The sequence below is a fragment of the Caulifigura coniformis genome, assembly GCF_007745175.1.
Classification (GTDB): domain Bacteria; phylum Planctomycetota; class Planctomycetia; order Planctomycetales; family Planctomycetaceae; genus Caulifigura; species Caulifigura coniformis.
This window is the reverse complement of sequence record NZ_CP036271.1, coordinates 4,432,486-4,448,442: the sequence shown is the minus strand read 5'-3', so window position 1 is coordinate 4,448,442 and position 15,957 is coordinate 4,432,486. Positions and strand designations below refer to the sequence as shown.

The window sequence follows — 15,957 nt, the reverse complement described above, 5'->3', positions numbered from 1 at the left end:
ACAGCACTTGCAAATGACCTTGCGAGCCTTGCGAAGCCGACGGTGGGAGAACGTTCAGAATCTTTGGCATCGGCTTCGCTTTGGGTCAGGTCATCACCCAACAAGACTTCACACCACGACGCGGAAAGCTGACTGCCATGATGACCTTCAAGAAGCTGCTCAACGACGACGCCGGATTCATTGTTTCGGCGGAACTGGTGCTGATCTCGACGATTGCCGTCCTGGGCCTGGTGGTGGGGCTTTCGGAAGTGTCGCTGAACATCAACAACGAACTTGAAGACGTCGGCAGTGCGTTCGCGGCGATGCGTCAGAGCTACGAAGTCTCCTGCACAAGCGGCCACAAGGCTTCGAAGAGCGGGACGTGCTTCGAAGACCGCTGCGATTTCTGCGACGGCCAGAACGACATCCACTGAGCCAGGTGAGTGCGGGCCAATCGAAACTCCCGCCGGCTTATCGGCGGGAGTTTTTTCGTTTCGGTCGACGGATCAGGATTCGTTCGACGGGAGCCAGCCGGCGAGGTCGTCGCCGTCGACATTCAACCCTTCGAGAAGCTGGCCGACGATTTCACGGAAGGGGCCATCCTGGACGGCGTAGAAATTGTGCTTTCCATCGCGACGCGATTCGAGCAGGCCGGCGGACCTCAGGAGCGCGAGGTGGTGGCTGACAGCGGGCTGGCTTTGACCGAGACGCTCGCAGAGAGCGGAGACATGCAACTCCCTTTCGCGGGCGAGCGAGAGAAGGATTCTGAGCCGCGTTTCATCCGCGAGGAGCTTGAAGATCTGGATGAGGCTGCGTTCCAGCTCGTCGGAGATCCTGGGGACCATGAAGCCGGTCTCGCGGGCGGGTGGCTCGAGCAATTCCGTGGACATCGCCGTTCCTTCTTGAAGCCCAGGAGCCCGCACTCTCACAACCGTGCTGTGCACGACAGAACTCCGTCGCCGGGCCAGATCGCAGCGAAGCCTTGACTGCGCACGAGGCGCGTTGCCGCATTGCGGAAACGCACGAAGAGACGCCGACCTGGAGCCGACCGCGAAATCGAGTTGTGAGCAGGAGGGTAAGTCGCACGCAGACTGGGTTCTGATGCGCCTGTCGCCGCGAGAACCGCGGAAACATCAGCGCGTGTGCGACCAGTAGTCTACCAGTGCCCGACCGCCGGTCAACCTGCGGAAACGCCCTGCGATTGCAGAGTTATCGCCCCTTTTGTTTCGGCGAGCCGCCGAGCTGGCGGGCCGTGGCATCCGTTGGCGGCTTGTCCAGAGCCAGAAATGCGAAGAGATCGGCCAGCTCCTGCGGGGTGAGCTGCTTCTCGAGGGCTTCGGGCATCATGGAGAGTTCGCTGACCTTGAACTCTTCGATTTCGGAGCGGGGAATCGTTTCGAGCTTCCCCCCCTGCACCTTGAGGACGACCTGCTGGTCGGTCTCTTCGACCGGAAGCCCGGTCAGGACCCGGCCGTCGGACGTCGCGAGAAGCCGGGCCTGATAGCCCTTGCCGATCACGAGGGAAGGATCGAGGACGTTCGAAAGAAGCTGCTCCCAGTTGTTGCGGCCATTGAGGGTGATATCGGGTCCGACGTCAGCCCCTTCGCCGTAGATCTTGTGGCACTGGGCACAGACCTTTTTGAACACGGCCTGGCCGGAATGCGGGTCGCCGGGGATCGTGTCGAGGACATTCCTCATGTTGCCGATGACGCGGTCCCGATCGGGGTTGCGCGTTTCGCGGATGGCGCCATAGAGCTCGCGGAAGAGCGCCTGGGTCTCTTCATTCTTGAACCCGGCGACGCGCCGGAGCTGGTTCAGGTTGAGAGCCGTCCTGGGAATGGCCGACGCCTGGATCGCTTTCAGCAGCGGGAGCCCCCATTGAGGGCGTTCGCATAAGAGATCAATGGCCTTGGGCTGCATGCCGGCCCCCAGACTGCCGTACCGGGCGAGGACGATCTCAGCGACTTTCGGATTCTCGGCACGGCTGAGCGCAAACAAGACCTGGTCTTTCGGGATCCCGCCCGCGGCGAGCAGGCGTTCAGCGATCGCGAGAAAATCGGTGTCTCCGCCGGCGATCAGCGCCTTGAGGGATTCGATGGCCACGGTGGCATGATCCTTCGAAGGCTTCGCGAGGGCGGCATGTTTCTTGAGGATGCTGCGGGACGCCTCATCACCCCACGACGCGCCGAGCAGGACGAGAGCGGCCTTGCGATCTCCTTCTGACGCGGAGTCGATCGCCTGCTCGACAACCGGTTCGAGGTAGCCGCGGAGCAGGATGAGACGTTCGCTGCGAACCGCGCGAGACTGCACGCCGTTCGCGAGCTGCCGGATGGCGCGCACCGCGGCGGCCTCACCGGCGGGGCCGAGATCGGGGAGCGATGCCAGCAGAGTGGCGATCGTGGCGCAGGGGATGTCCGGATCCGACAGGATCACATCGCAGACGCGATCGAGAATTGCGGCGGAGGGAACCTGTTTTGTCCGGGCGGCGGCCTGAAGGTGGCGGGCGGCGGCATCAGGATCGCGGGTCACGTGGCCTTTCAGCAGCTCCCAGCCGACCTGTTCAACGAGCGGGTCGAGGTTGGGTTGAGAAAGAGCCGCGATCAGCAGTTCTAACACATCCTTTTCCATTGCCGAGCACTTTGCCGCAGCGATGAGTACCTGGATTCGCACTCGCGGATCGGGGAGCCACAAGGCCTCGCGAAGAATCCCGAAAGTGTGTTCCTGATCAGCGGGGCTCGCAGCAGCGAGCGCGTCTCCAAGAATCCGAAACTTCCAGGCGTGAACGACTGGATCCTGCTTTGCCTCTTGCCAATCCATCTGGGCACTGAATCCCAGGACGGCATCGGAAAGCGCAAACAGTTCGCGATACGGATCGCGAGGGTTCGCCAATCCAGCTTTGACACGAGCGATCAGCTTTTGCCGGATTTCAGGCGTGTTTCGCTCCGCCAGCAGTCTTTGGGCGGTTTCACGATAGAACACGTTCGAATCGCGAAGCAGCTCGATGAGCTCATCATCCGTCTTCTTTGCCAGGTCAAACGGCTTCGTGTAGGGGTTGTCCTTGTACCGCAGCCGGTAGAGCCGGCCCTTCCCGCGGTCGATCCCCTCCGGGTCGGCGTTGGCGTCCTGGTAGCAGTGGTACTGGTCGTACCAGTCGAGGATGTACAGGCAGCCGTCGGGGCCAGTCTTCTGGACGACCGGCATGAACCACTGGTCGTTGGCCTGGAGCAGGTCCGCCAGCTTCGGGTCCTTCTCGTCCCCCGTCTTGCGGATGACGCCGTACTGGTCGTTCTTCCACGCATCGGCCTTGGCAGTGAAACCTGGATGCGGCTTGCCGACGTAGGTCGCCCCCTTCGGCTCAACGACATCGGCGTTGATGCAGTTGCCGTGGATGTTGCCCATGTAGAGCGTGTTGCGGTACTCGGCTGGATAGGCGTCGCTGTCGAACCAGGTGATGCCGCAGTAGGCGGCTTTCTGATGCGTGAAGTCGACGATGGACCGGATCGGCCAGGTATGGGCCGGGTAGGGGCCTCCCTGACGGATGTAATAGCCGCGTTCGGTGAGGTGCCACAGGTGGTCGATCACGCAGGCAGAGACGAAGAAGTCCCCCTTGTCATTGATGGCGAGCCCCCAGGGATTGCTGGTCCCTTCGCAGAAGATCTGGAACTCGCGGGTCCGCGGATGGATGCGGAAGAGGGCACAGGTGAACTTCCAGCCGGGATGATCGGGCCTGGCGTTGGGGTTGTCCTTGCCGTAGGTGACGTCGCAGTAGTTGAAGACGCCGTTGAGTCCGTACAGCCAGCCGTCCGGTCCCCAGGTAAACGAGTTCGGGAGTTCGTGGGTATCGGTCCGGCCGAAGCCGGTCATGAGGACTTCAGTTTTGTCGGCTTTGAGGTCGCCGTCGGTGTCTTGGAGAAACAGGAGGTCGGGCGCATTGGCGACCCAGACGCCGCCATGGCCGACGGCGATGCCGGAGGGGATGTTGAGCCCCTCGGCGAAGATGGTGACCTTATCGACCTTGCCGTCGCCGTCGGTGTCTTCGAGAACCTTGATGCGATCGCGTCCTGGACCCGGTTCGCGGCGGGGGTATTCAAAGCTTTCGGTGACCCAGAAGCGGCCCTTCTCGTCGATGGCCATCGCGACGGGGTTCACGAGGTCGGGCTCGGCGGCGACGATGTCGACGGTGAATCCGTCGGGGACGGTCATCTTCGCGACAGCTTCCCGGGGGGAGAGCGGCGGTCCGGGCGGCCGATCGTGCCGTCGGGGGACCACGAGGACCTGGGCATCGAGGACGGTCGACGAGCAGAGGACCGCAGCAAGGGCGAGCGAGAGACCGCGCAGGGCCATAAGTGGAACCCGATCGTATGCGAGGCGAAAACACGAAAACGTCATCGTAAAGAGATCGGCGGCCGGGAGAAAACGAAACAGACGGGGCGGGGTGGTTGTGCTGATGTGACGCAGGGGAGGCGCCTGCTGGCCCCCATTCGGCCTGTCGGCCACCTTCTCCCCGCTGGCAGGTTGTCGAGAGCAGGCGACGCTGTTGCGGGGAGATGGATGCGCGGGGGGAAGTGCTGGCTCTGCTGGTTGCAGTCCGGGGACGCCTTCTGCACAATCGGATGGCAAAGCCTCCGGCCCGACGACTCCGCTGGCGCGGATCTGACGTCCCTCTGGCCTGGCTTTGCTCGACGAAATGAATTTCCCGTCGAAATGACGGGTTGTCGGTGGACCGCCGCGCGGCGGTCCTGCTGGTTCCAGTGACAATGCGGTTTGAAGGTGCGCGGATGGCGGTGACAGCGGTGGTCGGGCTCCAGTGGGGCGACGAAGCCAAGGGAAAGATCGTCGACCTGCTGACGGATCAGCACGAGATCGTCGTGCGCTACCTGGGCGGCAATAACGCTGGCCACACCGTCATGTTCAAGGGACAGACGTACAAGCTGTCGCTGCTGCCGGCGGGCGTGCTGCGCCCGGGCGTCACGTCAGTCATCGCCAACGGCGTGGTGATGAATCCGAAAGCGCTGCTCGAGGAGATGGCCTCCGTCGAAGCCAAGGGCGTCGCGATCGATCAACTGCTGATCAGCGACCGGGCACACGTCATTTTCCCCTACCACATCGCGGAAGAGGCATGCTTTGAGAGCGGCCGCGGAACGGATGCGATCGGCACGACGGGTCGCGGCATCGGAACGTGCTACCGCGACAAGGCGGGGCGGACGCATGCGATCCGGGTCGGGGACTTCGTGACCCCCGAGATCCTGAAGAAGCGGCTCGAAGAAATCGTGCCGTACAAGAACACGATCCTGAAGGCCCTCGGATCGACCAACTGCAATTTCGAGGCGAAGGCGCTCTTCGACGAGTACTCCGTCTATGCCGACAAGTTGCGGGCGCGCGTGACGGACACGACAGCCTTCCTGCACAAGGCCCTCGCGGGCGGTAAGTCGATGCTGTTCGAAGCAGCCCAGGGAAGCCTGCTCGACATCGACCACGGAACGTTCCCGTTCGTGACGTCGTCCAACAGCTCGGGGTGCGGAATCCACCCCGGAAGCGGCGTGCCGGAACGGGCGATCCAGCGCATGATCGGCGTGGTGAAAGCCTATACCACGCGCGTCGGCGGCGGGCCGTGCCCCACGGAACTGCTCGACGAAACGGGCAACCACATCCGGGAAGAAGGCCGTGAGTACGGGACCGTGACGGGCCGGCCACGGCGCTGCGGCTGGTTCGACGCGGTCGCGACTTCCTACGGTGCCCGGATCAGCGGCGTCGACTGCATTGCCGTGATGCTGCTGGACGTCTTGAGCAAGCTCGACGAACTGAAGATCTGCGAGGCGTACGAGATTGATGGCGAACGCACGACCGATTTCCCGGGACAGCTCGTCAACCTGGCCAAGGCCAAGCCGGTCTACCGGACGCTGAAAGGCTGGAAGACCGATATCACCGGTGTGAAGAAGATCACTGACCTGCCGAAAGAAGCGCGCAGCTACATCGACACGATCGCCGAACTGGTGGGCCGCCGCGTGGAGATCGTGTCGGTCGGTCCGGATCGCGACCAGACGGCGTTCCTGTAAGGCCCGTCGCGCGGTTATCGGGAGGGCGAGGGCGCCCCGGGAGCAGAACCATGAGGATCGGCGGCGTCACCGTTCTGTTTCTTCTGCTTCTGTGCGGCGGATCCCACGCGGCGCCGATGCTGTTCGTCTCCGTCAGCGGCGAGAATCGCATCGACTCTTATGCGATCGACGCGACGACCGGCGCCCTGACGAGAACGGCCCAGACGTCACTCGACGGAACGCCGGGGGCGCTGACCAACGACCCGGCCCGGAAGCAGCTCTTCGTCGCGTACCGACTGGAGGGGCGACTGCTCAACTTCGAGATCGATCCGAAATCCGGAAAACTGACGGAGGTTTCGCGGACTGCAGCCAAGATCGATCCGGCGCACCTGTCGCTCGACGTGAGCGGGCAGTGGTTGATGGCGGCCTACTACCCGAGCGGAGAGGTTTCGGTCCACAAGCTCGATCGAGACCGCCGGCTGCCGATTCTGGGGACATGGTATGCGACGGCGTCAAACGCGCATGCGGTCGTTCCCCACAGGGCGAACGCGTTCGTCTTCGTGCCGCATACGTCGTCGAACCGGATCTATCAGTTCCGATTCAATGCCGGAACCGGGGTCCTGACGCCGAACACGCCCCCCTACTTCCTGACCCCGGATCAAACCGGGCCGCGTCACCTGGTGTTCCACACGTTTATGGAACGCTGTTACGTGAGCAACGAGCAGGGGGGGAGTGTTTCCCACTACCGGTTCGATCCCAAGACCGGGCAACTGATCTTCGTGGAGCTGATCGCCACGCTGCCGGATGGATACACCGGTCCGAACGCGACGTCGGAGATCCGCATGCGACCCGGCGGAAAGCACCTGTATGTCGCGAACCGCGGGCATGACAGCATCGCGGGATTTGCGATCGATCCCTCGAACGGCCGACTCACGCCTGTGGGGCGGTTCGCGACCGAGTCGAATCCGCGGTCGTTCGACATCGACCCGAGTGGAAAGTTCCTGTACGTCGCGGGGGAGAATTCGGGCCGGATCTCGGCGTACCGGATTGACGACGCCACGGGCGAACTGCGGCGATTCGCGGAATATGACGCGGGACAGCGTCCCTGGTGGGTGCTGAGCGTGAACGTGCCGTGACCCTCGGGCCACGGCACGTCGTTCCTTCAGACTCCTGCCGGCGCCACGTCGCGGCTACGACTTGGTGACGACAACTGGTCGCGAGCGGCCGACGGCGGCTTCGACTTCCTGCCTCTGTCCCCAGCGATAGAAGATCAATCCGACGATCGCGCCGACGGCGGCAGACGACAAGACGGCGAATGGGCTCTGCGTAAACGTGGAGTTCTCGGCGGCGGCCTGGGTGGTGAGGACCAGCCCCACCACGCTGATCACGAACGCCTTGGCGTCGGAAAGAATCTCGGCCAGGTTCAGGCTGCCACGAAAGAGGAGGGCCAGCTTGCCCAGAACCAGCTGAAAGGCATAGCTGACCACACCGGCCACCATGAGCGCGAACGCGGCCCAGTGGAAGGCGGGAAACGAGAGTCGCTCCGCGACCTTATAAATGAAGGTCAGCAATCCGGCGCTGGCTTCCTTGGCGCGGGGGTCCTGATCGACCTGTTTGGCGATCTTGTCGACGCTTTCCTTCGTTTCGCTGACGATCTTGCCCGTCTCGTCCTTCACAGTTTCGGCCGTCTTGTCGGTGGATTCTCCTGCGGCAGCAGGAGCAGCCGGCGGCGATTCCTGGGCCATGACGGCGCTGGTGACGAAGACGAGGCAGGCGAACAACGCCACAAACGTCGAGATTCGGAGCATCTGAGTCATCCTGAGAGACCGGCGCGGTCGGTTGACCGGCTGGCATCCAGATTAAAGGGGGAGCGACAAACTGACCAAGTGCGATTCGCCGGAGCGGTCCGAATCTTGGGGGGATTCGCCCAGGAACCCGGGATACGGGCGAACCTGGGGGAGGTCAATCGGCTCTCTGGCGTCGCCGCTCGCGGGCGGCGCGCCTATTCTTTCGACATGAGCGGCCGGGAGGATTCGGCCGCTCGATCTCGTTTCTGTCCGCAGCGGCTGCCCCCGTTTGGCGGAGTGAAGGTGCTGTTCGAGTATGTCTGAAGGCGAACTTTCCCCGGCGGCGGTGGCGCGGCGCGAGCGGACAATCCTGTTTTGTCTGGCCGCCGTCCACTTCACCAGCGTCGTCGACTTCATGGTCGTCATGCCGCTTGGCCCGCAACTGGAGAAGACGCTGGGGCTCGGCCCCGCCCGGTTTGGAATGATTGTCGCCGCCTATACATACGCGGCCGGGCTGGCGGGACTGGTTGCGACGATGGTGCTGGACCGGTTTTCGCGCCGGACGGCCTTCATGGGGATCTTTGCAGGGTTCATTGCAGGAACGTTCGCCTGTGGCCTGGCCAACTCGTACGTCACGCTCCTGATCGCCCGCTTCCTGACCGGCGCATTCGGCGGGATCCTGGGAGGAATCGCGATGGCGATCATTGGGGACGTCTTCCCCGAGAATCGCCGGGGAACGGCGACGGGGCTGTTGATGTCAGCGTTCGCGATCGCCTCAGTCGCGGGCGTGCCGCTGGGGCTGATGCTCGGACTGAACTTCGGGTGGCAGGCGCCGTTCCTCGCGCTCGCGGCGTTGTGCCTGCCGATTTTCCTGCTGGCCGGTCGCGCGCTCCCGCGACTCGACGAACACCTGAAGCATCCGTCGGAAGAATCGCCGTGGGTCCGGTTCCGGTCGATGTTCACGCATCCGAACCACCTCAGGGCGTTCATCCTGACCACCGCGCTCATGTTCGGTGCATTCGCCGTGTTTCCCTACATGAGCCCTTACCTGGTGTTCAACGTGGGCCTGCGCGAGAACCAGCTCCCGTTTGTGTACATCGCGGGCGGGGCCATGAGCCTGTTCGGCTCGCCGATCATCGGACGGCTGGCGGATCGCTACGGAAAGCTGCGAGTGTTTCGATACGTCGTGCCGGTCAATGCCGTGCTGTTCCTCGCCCTCACCGTGCTGCCGCCGGTTCCAGTGCTGGTGGCTGTCTTGCTGACCGGGCTGTTGATGGTCAGCAACGTGGGACGCATGGTGCCGGCGATGGCGCTGATTACCTCGAGCGTCGAACCGCGGAAGCGGGGAGGCTTCATGAGCGCCAACGCGGCCGTCCAGCATATGGCGGCCGGGCTGGGGACGAGCGCGGCCGCGATGATTCTCACCCAGCCGAAGGATCAGCCGATCCAGCACTACCCGATCGTCGGCGCGATTGCCGCGGTCATGTCGCTGTCGACGCTGGTGCTGGCGGGGCGGTTGAGGACGGCCTCCATTGCCCCGGCGGCCGAATCACCGGAGATCCTGGGTGAAGCGATCCTGGCGACCGAGGGCGGGCTGTAGGCGAGGGGCCGTGTGTCTCTCGCTTGGGGATGGGGCGGGGGATAGGATCGGCCATCCACTCCTGCCTCGGGTGAGCCCATGTTTCGCGCCGAATCGCTTTGCGTTTTTGTGGCCTGCGGCCTGTTCCTCCCGCGTCTGGCCGGTGCAGTGGAAGTGTCCGTCCAATCGCGAACGGAACTCGTCCAGGCGCTTCGAGGGGCCCGCGCGGGCACGACGATCGTCATCGCGCCCGGACGATACGAGGGCGGGATCTCGCAAGCCGGTCTCTCAGGGACTGCGGAACAGCCGATTCTCGTTCGCGGAGCCGACGCGAAGAACCCGCCGGTCTTCGATGGCGGCAACTCGGGGATTCACTTTTCCTCGGCCCGGCACCTGGAACTGCGGGATCTCGTCATCCAGGGATCCAAAGGCAATGGGCTGAATCTCGACGACGGGAACGCTGTGGGGTCAGCGCATGACATCGTCTTGAGCCACGTCGTCGTGCGGGATGTGGGCCCGGAAGGCAACCGGGACGGCATCAAGCTTTCGGGCCTCAATCGCTTTCGCCTGGAGCAATGCGACATCAGCCAGTGGGGAAGCGGCGGCTCGGGCGTCGACATGGTGGGATGCCATGACGGGGAACTGGCCGATTGCCGGGTCCGGGATGCGCGAAGCGATGGCGCCAACGGCATCCAGGCGAAGGGAGGCAGCCGGAACATCAGCATCCGGCGGTGCCGGTTCGAGAACGCGGGGGGACGCGGAGTGAACGCCGGCGGAAGCACCGGCTTGCCGTACTTCCGGCCGAGCGATGCGGCCTATGAAGCGAAGGACATCACCATCGAGGATTGCGAGTTCGCAGGAGTGCAAGCGGCCGTGGCGTTCGTGGGAGTGGATGGAGCAACCGTCCGCCACAACACCATCTACCGGCCGAGGCGGTGGGCGTTTCGCATCCTGCAGGAGAACAACGATCCCCGGTTCGTGCCGAGTCGGAACGGGCGCATCGAAAAGAACGTGATTGTGTTCCGATCGGATGAGCTGTCGATGGCGTTCAACATCGGCGGGATGACCGCATCGGAGTCCTTCGTACTGATGGGGAACGCGTGGTATTGCTCCGATCGGCCCGGACAGGGGCAGCGGGCGCTGAGGCTGTCCCCGTTGACGGAGCAGGGGGGAACCTACGACCAGGATCCCGGTCTGCGTGATCCCGAGGCCGGGGACCTGGGCCGGACGCGGACCGGGGCGGGTGACCCGGGGGTGCGGCCTGCGAAGTGAAGCGTGGTCGTCTACGCGGCGTATGTCGCGTTGCCGCCGGTCCGTTTTCGATTCAGGCGATTGTTGGCGTACAGGCCGTCGAGGATGAATTCGACGATCGCGGCGCGCAGGCCGAGAGCTGTTTCGCCGCGTGCGAGGTCGGGGGCGAGCTGTTCGGCGAGCGTCTCGATCTGCTTGGGCAGGCCTCGAACGGCGTCCGCCAGCTGAACGACTTCCTGCGCCGGAGCGCCCTGGTTGAGGGTGACGCGTTTGCCAGTCTCGAAGAACTCCACCACGTTGGTGAAGTTCTTCACGCTCGTCGACTGGTCGAAGACGTTCTTGACGGCTTCTTCGACGAGCCGTTCGATCAGTCGGTCTTCATCGCCCGATTCTTCGCTCATCGAGAGTTCGATCTTGCCGCGGGAACTCGGCACGACGAGCGCAAGGTCGCTGACACGAGCGACGGTGACGGATTCGCCGTCGCGGATCGCACGGCGTTCGGCATTCGAGACGAGGTTCTCGAAGTTGGCGACCGACATGCGGACGCTGACGCCCGACGCCTGGTTCACGTGCGGGCTGGTCCGCGCAAGGCGACTGGTCTCTTCGATGACCTGTTCCAGAAACGCTGGAACCACGACTTTCACTCCACCGTCGCGGTCGATCCAGGCGTTCTCACGGGTGATCTGCATGCCGAGATCGCGCGTCAGCGGGTAGTGGGTGCGGATGACCGAACCGATGCGGTCTTTCAGCGGCGTGACGATCCGGCCGCGGTTCGTGTAGTCCTCCGGGTTCGCGCTGAACACCATGCAGACATCGAGCGGCAGGCGGACGGTGAAGCCACGAATCTGCACATCGCGTTCCTCGAGCACGTTGAACAGTCCGACCTGGATCTTGGGGGCGAGATCGGGGAGTTCGTTGATGGCGAAGATTCCGCGGTGGCTGCGGGGAATCAGTCCGAAGTGCATGACGTCTTCGCTGGACAGCTGGCGACCTTCGGCATGCTTGATGAGGTCGACCTCGCCAATGAGGTCCGCGATGGTGACGTCGGGCGTGGCGAGCTTTTCGTGGTAGCGCTCATCGCGTCCGATCCAGTGAATCGGCGTCTCGTCTCCCTTGGCGGCGACGATGGAACGGGCGTGGTGCGACACCGGGGTGAAGGGATCGTCGTTGATCTCGGAGCCGGCGATGACAGGCAAGGCGTCATCAAGAAAGCTGGTGAGCATTCGCAGCATGCGAGTTTTCCCCTGGCCGCGCAGGCCCAGGAAGAGCATGTCGTGCTGCGAGAGAACGGCGTTGATGATCTGGGGAAGAACCGTCTCGTCGTAGCCGACGATGCCCGGGAACAGGGGCTGCTTCTCCCGGAGCCGATGAATCAGGTTCCGCCGCATTTCATCTTTGACAGTGCGGCTCTTGTAGCCGGATTCACGAAGCTCTCGAAGCGTGCGGGGACGTTCAGCGTGACTGGTCATGCAGGAAATCATCGGCGAAGAATGCAGTGCGTCGAGGGCGCAAACTGGCCCGGGAGCGACGCGGGCGATTCTAGGCACGACAGTTCCCGGCGTCTCGCCGAACCGCGGAGTTACAGCCGCAGAAGCGAGCGGATCCAGTCCAGCAGCAGGCGTCCGCCGAGGGCGGGATTCTTCCGGAGTCGGGCGACGGCGTACGGAAGATAGGCCGCGCCGTAGGGAATGTAGATCCGTGGCCGGGAGCCGCCGTCCTCCAGTGGCGGGTTTCCCATTCCGTACAGGCGTTCGCGATCGAACGACGTCCCGGCGGACTTGAGAATGGCGGCGGCTTCTTTGGCCAGCGGTTCGTCGTGCGTGGCAATGTCGACATGGATGGGCTTGCCCGCAAGCTGTTTCACGACCTCAAGGAAGCCCAGCTTCGGCGGGCAGTCGTCGGTCCCGGCGGCGGGAAACTGCCCCTTCACGACCCGGACCGAGAGTCCGCGGGCCGCGGCCCAGTCGGCATCGGCGACGCTGCGTCGCCAGCGGCCGGGGAGCGTATGGCCGATGGCGAGGGAGGGATGCCGCTTGCGCACTTCGTCGATGGCGGCCTGAGTCGTTTCAACCGACTCGGGTGTGAGAGCATCAAAGTGAAGCCGCGCACCGACAGCGGCGGCCCTGGTCGCGATTTCGTTCAGGAGATCGGCGGAATTGCCGAGGGAGGGGAGCTTGATCGAAAGATAAGCGTGGGCCGGTGCACCCTGCATCGACTCCAGCGCTTCGAGATAGCGGTCGGCGACGACCCGCGGAGAGTCGCCGTCGGCGTCCCAGAATCCGAGAGTCGTCGGCTGGCCGATCTGGTCGAGCCGGGTCCTGACGTCGAGTGCGGCTGCCAGGGAATCGCCGGCGATATAGCGGCGTGCGGCCCTCGCCACGACAGATTTGACCATCCCCCGGAAACACGACTTCAACGTACGGGGGAGGCGGCGGGCGGCCTTCCTCGACCTGGCGAGCAGAGAAGCCCCCCCATCAGCGACGAGCGCCGCGAGGCCCAGTGGCGTGAACGGGTAGGCGGTCAGTTCGACACATTCGCGCCGACGGTCGGTCCAGACGCTTGTCCAGGCCTCGCAGGTCCCCAGGAACTCGTACGTCAGGAGCTTGCGCGAGGCGGCGTAGGCAATGGTTTCGCGGGTCAGGAGCATCCCCGGGGAACAACGGGAAAAGCTCGCATCATATCCCACCTTGAGCAGCCAGAAGCGGCGGGACTGCTGGACGGCGATCTGCATGGCGACGGCCTGGCCGTTGATGCGGAGAAAGCAGATCCTGAGCGTCCCCTGGCGACAGGCGGCGTTCGTATAGCGGCGGAAAAATGCCCCACGATCGGCGTCGCGGACGAGCGAAGTCTCCTCGTCCCCTTTCCAGCTGCGTTCCTCGACCGCGAACGCTTCATCGAGCAGGGCCGGAAGCTGGGGGAGATCGGGGCAGACGATCTGAATCGTCACCGTTCCGACTTCATCGGCCCGTTTTCGGGCTCGGCGGAGGTCGGAACGGCGTCCGCTGTTGAGGTGCGTCTCGGGCGACTGCCAGGAATCGTCCATCGCAATCCAGGGGGCAGCGGCCTGGGCGCTGACGCGGATGACGGCGCGGCGACCGAATGCCTGCCTGAGCGCGGGGATGGTCGGGGAGCCCTGCGGCAGACGACCCAGGCGGATCGCCACGTTCTGCGACCGGACGGCGGCGCAGAGTGTCTGCAATGCGGCCCCATCGCTCGCAACGAAATCCATCGGCTCAAAATGGTCACCGACACCGATCATCTCGAGCGAAAGGATTCCCCGCCGGGATACGCGAGCGAGGGGTGCGAATGCCCTCAGGTAGGACGTTTCGCTGATCGCGACGATTTGGGGCCGTGGTCCGCCATGGAGGCAGGCGTCGACCCATTCCAGCTGCTCCATCGGGCCGGCGTGCAGGTCGCACAGTTCTCGCCACGATTCTGCGTAACGCTCGACGGATTCAAGAGATAGGAAGACATGCGCAGAGGGGAGGGTGGGCAGAACCGGGGCGGCACGGCCTGCTTCAACGACAGGCGTGGGATCGCTGCGGGTTTTCACCGCGAGACTCACGGTTTTTGAATCATCCATCCCCACCCGCTCCTCCCCGATGCGTCGTCGTTTATGAACTCTATTTCATGTTCAGGGGGCGTGACGCTGGAAAGTGGCATCGGAGTCACGGTGACAATTCGGGAATGCGCGGAACCTCCTCCTCGCGCCATCGACAGATCCCCGGACCGCAATCGCCAACGGTGCAAGCGGAATCATGGTTGGGAGGGCCGCGTCGCTGCGATGGGGGCGTTTGCATCGGGGGAGTCGGCTGGTGCTTCGCTGCGGGCGGCTGCCCACCAGCCCGACCGGATCACCCGGAACTGACGGCGAAGTTCGCACAGGGCTGTCGCCCGACGTGACCAGACGCAGACCGAGGACTCCATCGCCTGGCTGCTGGTGGAGACGGCCTCGACATAGGAACCGGGTTGCGAGCAGCTATCGATCCGCTCGAGGTCCGGTCGTTCGCGCGCCAGTGCCGCGGCAAGTTCGATCTCGGCCCAGTGTCCGGGATTTCCCCTGGCGAACTCCGGGTCCCATCCGAGTTTGAACGCGAAGACGGTCGTTCCGGCAACCAGGTTGCACGTCGAGGCAATGACACGATCTCCGACGAGCAATTCGCCGAAGATCACACGGCGGTCGGCGGCAAACTGCTCCGTCATGTTGCGAAAGAACTGCGAATCGGACTGACTGCTGGCGATGGCGGTCCCGGTTCCTCCCTTCCATCCAAGCGCTTCCAGACGAAGAAACTCTTCGCGGGCCCGAGAATCGTGCGGCCCGGGGACCACCAGCCGATGGGAGACGGGCCCGGAAGCTTCGAGGGAGCGCCGTGCCCGCAGCAATGACTTTCGTCGCGAGCGCGAACAACGACTGAGTAGGGCATCAGCGTCGGCGCCCGCCAGATGTGTCACGGCACGGCGCCAGGTGCGGTCACGATCGATGGCCAGGCCCGCGTTCTTCGTCTGGCGGCTCCATTCGGCCGCCTGGGGACCTTCGGACTTCACGACGCGGAATCGGGCGCCATGCCACCATCGCTGACGCTGGAGATATCTCAGGGCGCTTTCCAGCGCCCGGGGGAGATGGTCGCGATGGACGAGCGGGGAATCGAGAAACGAGTATCGCGAACTCAGTGAGCGGAGATGCGGAAGCGGTCGGGTCAGGCTGGGCAGGCAGACCTCGAAAACTCCTGCGGCCAGCCATTGTCCGGAGCTGTCATCGACGACCGAAAGCACATTGAGGGACGAAACGACACCAGCTTCCTGCAGAGCCGTGATGAATTGAGGCTCCTGAAACGGATTGGGCTCGACCGCCCGTCGGGCGAGGTCGCGCCAGTCACGGAAATCGGACTCTCGAAGAAGCGAGAGGGGACGGACCGCGACGGAGGTGGAAGTTCCTGCGGCGCAGCCTTGCGCCAGTTCGTCGCGGATGGACGCGATCGAATCGCCACACAAAATGGGCCCGGGCTCGTTCATACCGTCCAAACTTAGCGCGTCGCGACGCCGGATCGTTCTTCCGGCGCGACATTGCCGTCGGAGCAACCGGAAAAATGTGACAGCAGACGGCGCGACCCGCAGAACGGTGTTTGCGGATGAAGTGGAGTTCAGTTTCAATTGAGGAACGGCCGCATTCCCTGAAGATCGCCTCATCGACGGCGGACCATTCGTCGCGAGCTTCGAGGAATTACAGCCGGTCCGACTGTTGGGATCAGACAGTTTGGGGAAGCGGGAGAGATCCCCGGCGAGGGGGCCGCATCCGCCAGTCCGCACCGCAGGACTGAACGGCCGC

11 protein-coding genes are annotated in these 15,957 nt (G+C 64.0%); 5 read left to right on the top strand and 6 right to left on the bottom strand.

Features of this window, described 5'->3' with window-relative positions:
- Positions 1-137: 137 nt before the first annotated feature.
- Positions 138-413, top strand: coding sequence for a branched-chain amino acid aminotransferase (locus Pan44_RS17935; protein ID WP_390620539.1), 276 nt, complete (start codon positions 138-140; stop codon positions 411-413).
- Positions 414-485: 72 nt separating this feature from the next.
- Here Pan44_RS17935 and Pan44_RS27945 read toward each other — a convergent pair whose 3' ends face one another.
- Both Pan44_RS27945 and Pan44_RS17925 read right to left on the bottom strand, forming a co-directional pair.
- Positions 486-869, bottom strand: a complete 384-nt coding sequence (locus Pan44_RS27945; RefSeq protein ID WP_145031642.1) for an ArsR/SmtB family transcription factor — start codon at positions 867-869, stop codon at positions 486-488.
- A gap of 319 nt (positions 870-1,188) precedes the next feature.
- The gene (locus tag Pan44_RS17925) at positions 1,189-4,323 is read right to left on the bottom strand and encodes a PVC-type heme-binding CxxCH protein (protein ID WP_145031639.1); all 3,135 of its coding nucleotides are present in this window, start codon (positions 4,321-4,323) and stop codon (positions 1,189-1,191) included.
- Positions 4,324-4,757: 434 nt separating this feature from the next.
- On the opposite strand from Pan44_RS17925, the gene Pan44_RS17920 reads away from it, so the two are divergent.
- Both Pan44_RS17920 and Pan44_RS17915 read left to right on the top strand, forming a co-directional pair.
- Positions 4,758-6,035: an adenylosuccinate synthase gene (locus Pan44_RS17920; protein WP_145035091.1), complete on the top strand. Its 1,278-nt coding sequence runs from the start codon at positions 4,758-4,760 to the stop codon at positions 6,033-6,035.
- 50 nt (positions 6,036-6,085) lie between these two features.
- Positions 6,086-7,150: a lactonase family protein gene (locus tag Pan44_RS17915; protein WP_145031636.1), complete on the top strand. Its 1,065-nt coding sequence runs from the start codon at positions 6,086-6,088 to the stop codon at positions 7,148-7,150.
- A 54-nt stretch (positions 7,151-7,204) separates the two neighbouring features.
- Here Pan44_RS17915 and Pan44_RS17910 read toward each other — a convergent pair whose 3' ends face one another.
- Complete coding sequence (locus tag Pan44_RS17910; RefSeq protein ID WP_197453427.1) at positions 7,205-7,822, bottom strand: hypothetical protein; 618 nt, start codon at positions 7,820-7,822, stop codon at positions 7,205-7,207.
- Positions 7,823-8,117: 295 nt separating this feature from the next.
- Here Pan44_RS17910 and Pan44_RS17905 point away from each other — a divergent pair, with 295 nt between their 5' ends.
- Together Pan44_RS17905 and Pan44_RS17900 are read left to right on the top strand one after the other, a co-directional pair.
- Positions 8,118-9,401 (top strand): MFS transporter, encoded by a 1,284-nt coding sequence (locus tag Pan44_RS17905; RefSeq protein ID WP_145031630.1) that lies wholly within the window; start codon positions 8,118-8,120, stop codon positions 9,399-9,401.
- Positions 9,402-9,479: 78 nt separating this feature from the next.
- Positions 9,480-10,652 carry a right-handed parallel beta-helix repeat-containing protein gene (locus tag Pan44_RS17900; RefSeq protein ID WP_145031627.1) on the top strand — a complete coding sequence of 391 codons (1,173 nt, stop codon included), beginning with the start codon at positions 9,480-9,482 and terminating at the stop codon, positions 10,650-10,652.
- Between the two features lie 11 nt (positions 10,653-10,663).
- Here the strand turns inward: Pan44_RS17900 and Pan44_RS17895 are convergent, their stop codons facing one another.
- The 3 genes from Pan44_RS17895 to Pan44_RS27475 form a co-directional block, all read right to left on the bottom strand.
- Positions 10,664-12,100: a sigma 54-interacting transcriptional regulator gene (locus tag Pan44_RS17895; protein ID WP_197453426.1), complete on the bottom strand. Its 1,437-nt coding sequence runs from the start codon at positions 12,098-12,100 to the stop codon at positions 10,664-10,666.
- A gap of 110 nt (positions 12,101-12,210) precedes the next feature.
- On the bottom strand, positions 12,211-14,214 hold the full coding sequence (locus Pan44_RS17890; protein WP_145031620.1) for a GNAT family N-acetyltransferase: 2,004 nt from the start codon (positions 14,212-14,214) through the stop codon (positions 12,211-12,213).
- Positions 14,215-14,387: 173 nt separating this feature from the next.
- Entirely contained in the window at positions 14,388-15,644 is a 1,257-nt protein-coding gene (locus Pan44_RS27475; RefSeq protein ID WP_197453425.1) for a GNAT family N-acetyltransferase, read from the bottom strand.
- Positions 15,645-15,957 lie beyond the last annotated feature (313 nt).